Origin of the sequence: Globicatella sp. HMSC072A10, from assembly GCF_001811625.1 — a bacterium.
Classification (GTDB): Bacteria; Bacillota; Bacilli; order Lactobacillales; family Aerococcaceae; genus Globicatella; species Globicatella sanguinis.
Genome location: NZ_KV805768.1, coordinates 1 through 3,104, shown reverse-complemented (window position 1 = coordinate 3,104; position 3,104 = coordinate 1). Strand labels below are relative to the sequence as shown.

Annotated in this window: 4 protein-coding genes; 2 read left to right on the top strand and 2 right to left on the bottom strand. The window is 37.1% G+C overall.

The features are described from left to right. Positions 1–33 precede the first annotated feature (33 nt). Both HMPREF2811_RS07825 and HMPREF2811_RS07820 read right to left on the bottom strand, forming a co-directional pair. Complete coding sequence (locus tag HMPREF2811_RS07825; protein ID WP_371441407.1) at positions 34–1,272, bottom strand: BaiN/RdsA family NAD(P)/FAD-dependent oxidoreductase; 1,239 nt, start codon at positions 1,270–1,272, stop codon at positions 34–36. A 35-nt stretch (positions 1,273–1,307) separates the two neighbouring features. After that, positions 1,308–1,844, bottom strand: a complete 537-nt coding sequence (locus HMPREF2811_RS07820; RefSeq protein WP_246829830.1) for a hypothetical protein — start codon at positions 1,842–1,844, stop codon at positions 1,308–1,310. Positions 1,845–2,111: 267 nt separating this feature from the next. On the opposite strand from HMPREF2811_RS07820, the gene rplM reads away from it, so the two are divergent. Next, positions 2,112–2,555: a 50S ribosomal protein L13 gene (rplM, locus tag HMPREF2811_RS07815; RefSeq protein WP_066125431.1), complete on the top strand. Its 444-nt coding sequence runs from the start codon at positions 2,112–2,114 to the stop codon at positions 2,553–2,555. Between the two features lie 13 nt (positions 2,556–2,568). After that, on the top strand, positions 2,569–2,961 hold the full coding sequence (rpsI, locus tag HMPREF2811_RS07810) for a 30S ribosomal protein S9 (protein ID WP_071408851.1): 393 nt from the start codon (positions 2,569–2,571) through the stop codon (positions 2,959–2,961). The last annotated feature ends 143 nt before the right edge of the window (positions 2,962–3,104 follow it).

The window sequence follows — 3,104 nt, the reverse complement described above, 5'->3', positions numbered from 1 at the left end:
TTATTTTTCTAGCTTAATTTTACTATCCAAGAATTAAAAACTATTCCAAGCACAATTTTGTCCTGCAACAGCACCCGTGACAAAAGCAGCCGTAATATTATAACCACCGGTATAACCGTTGATGTCTAACAATTCACCACAGAAGTATAGACCATTCATTAGCTTAGATTCCATCGTGACCGGATTGATTTCTTTAGTTGAAACGCCACCACCGGTTACAAAACCTTTTTCAATCGGTTGCGAACCTGTACTTGTGAAATCAAAATGTTTTATTTTATTAAATAAGGCTTCAACTTCAGCATGAACTAATTGTTTATAAGCCGTCGTCTGATCCATCTTTAATTGAGATAAAATTACCTCAGCCATACGCTCTGGCATCCAATTTTTTAAAATAGTTAATAATTGTTTGTCACGGTTTTCTTCGGCAAAGTTTTTAAGTTGTTCCGTCGTATGATGCGGTGTTAAATCGATAGATAGATGAGCCACCTTTTCACCCGTTTGATGAAGCCACTGGTTAACATGACCAGAACATCTTAGAATAGCGGGTCCAGAATAGCCGAAATGAGTAAAAATCATATCCATTAGGTGATAAGTGATAGCCTTTTGATCAGCATCCCATAAGGTCACGCCCACATCTCTTAAAGAAACACCACGTAAAGCTTTACTAGTAATCCACTCATCATCTGATAGTAGAGGGGATTCGGTAGGGTATAACCGTTCGATGGTGTGGCCAGCTGATTTGGCCCAAGCATAAGCATCACCAGTCGCACCTGTTCGTGGGTAAGCCCGACCACCTGTTGCTAGAATAGCACCATTGGCTTGGATTTTTAAACCTGATTTCGTTAGTACCCCTTTGACGCACTGGTTTTCACGGTCAAACAATAGCTTCTCGACAGGTTCATTGGTTTGAATTTCGACACCTAGTTCACGACAGTAATCCAATAAAGTTTCTAAAATGGTACGAGCGCTATCTGTAACGGGAAACATGCGACCGTGATCTTCTTCTTTCAGTTGTACTCCACGACTTTCAAAAAAATGCACAATATCTTCTTGATTAAACTGATTAAGGGCACTGTATAAAAACTTGCCATTACCAGGAATATGACGGATTAATTCATCTCGTGAGGTACGGTTGGTCACATTACAACGACCACCACCTGATAAGAGTAATTTGCGACCTAATTTTGGATTTTTTTCTAAAACTAGGACACTGACACCCTGTAAAGCAGCGTGAACAGCAGCCATGAGACCACTGGTCCCTCCACCAACAATAATAACTTGATAAGTGTTTTTTATATGACTCCTTCTTAATGACGCACCTTAATTCGATCGAAAATCATATGAGCGAGTGCATAATCAACAAAGCCATGAATAATGGTACCAAAACCAACTAATACCCATAAAGTATAGTAGAAACCTTCTGTATTCGTAGTTTGAGCAGTAACAGAGAATAAATAAACCGCTATTACTTCACCCAGACCATGGACCACATTAATTAAGAAATAGAATGGCGCTTGTTTAGCAAATGATAGCTGATTGATTTTAAAACTTTTAATTAAAAATAAAGCAAAAATAACAAATAAAAAATGTGATAAAGCTCTTAAAACAATGATTAAAGGGAACCCTGCTAATAAGAAACCAATGGTCGTTCCGGCTGTCACACTTAAAGCGACAAAAGGTGAGATAAACAGACCTAAAAATATCGGGACATGACTTGCAAGTGTATAAGATGCTGGACCAATAATGACTTTAATCGGCATCACTAATGGAATCATAATACCAATCGCAATTAATAAACTACTAATTAACATTTGTTGGGTACGATTTTTTGTTATAATATTCAATTTGAACCCCTCCTAATGTTAGAATTATAACATAATCAAAATGATAAAGGTATTAAAAATGAAATTTAGATTAAATTTTTAACGGGAAAATTCGTCCCTAGAAACCATGCAAAAAGTTAAAAATAATTGAAAAAACATTGTTGGTAATGCTTGACATTATGGTACTTTCAGGGTATTATGATAGACGGTATTGTTTGCCCCACTATGAGCCCCGGAAACTCAATAGTACTTGTCAAACAACTAGATTTAATAATGGAGGAAACAATCGTGCGTCAAACATATATGGCTAAGAAAAACGAAGTTGAACGTAACTGGGTATTAGTAGATGCGACAGATGTGCCTTTAGGACGTCTTTCAGCAGTAGTTGCTTCAATTTTACGCGGAAAAAACAAACCAACATTTACACCTCACGTAGACACAGGTGATTTTGTTGTCGTAATCAATGCAGATAAAGTAGCTTTAACTGGAAACAAAGCAGCAGATAAAATGTACTACCGTCACAGCGGTCACCCAGGTGGAATCAAATCTATCTCAGCTGGTGATTTACGTGAAAAAAATTCTCGTAAATTAGTTGAATTATCTGTTAAAGGTATGTTACCAGACACTCGCTTAGGACGTAAACAATTCACTAAATTATTTGTTTACGGTGGAGCAGAGCATAAACATGCAGCTCAAAAACCTGAAGCATTAGACATTAATACATTAATTTAAGGAGGGAATTTAATTGGCTAAAGCACAATATATTGGTACAGGTCGTCGTAAAAATTCAGTAGCTCGTGTACGCTTAGTGCCAGGAACTGGTGTAATCACTATCAATGGTAAAACATTAGATGAATACATTCCTTTCCCTCACTTACATGAAGTTATGAAACAACCATTTGAAGTTACAGAAACATTAGGAGCATATGATGTAACTGTTAACGCTAATGGTGGAGGTTACTCAGGACAAGCTGGAGCAATCCGTCACGGAATCGCTCGTGCGTTATTAACTGTAGATCCTGATTTCCGTCCAGCTTTAAAAGCTGCTGGTTTATTAACACGTGACCCTCGTATGGTAGAACGTAAAAAACCAGGTCTTAAGAAAGCTCGTAAAGCTAGTCAATTCAGTAAACGTTAATCGTTGTTATATCAACGTTTCAAGACACTTTCCAATTATGGAAGGTGTCTTTTTTTGCTTCGTGACTAACTTTTGACTAACTTTCTTTTAACTTAATCTGATTAAATGCTATTTGTAAGCGTCCTATAACAGAGTATCTATCA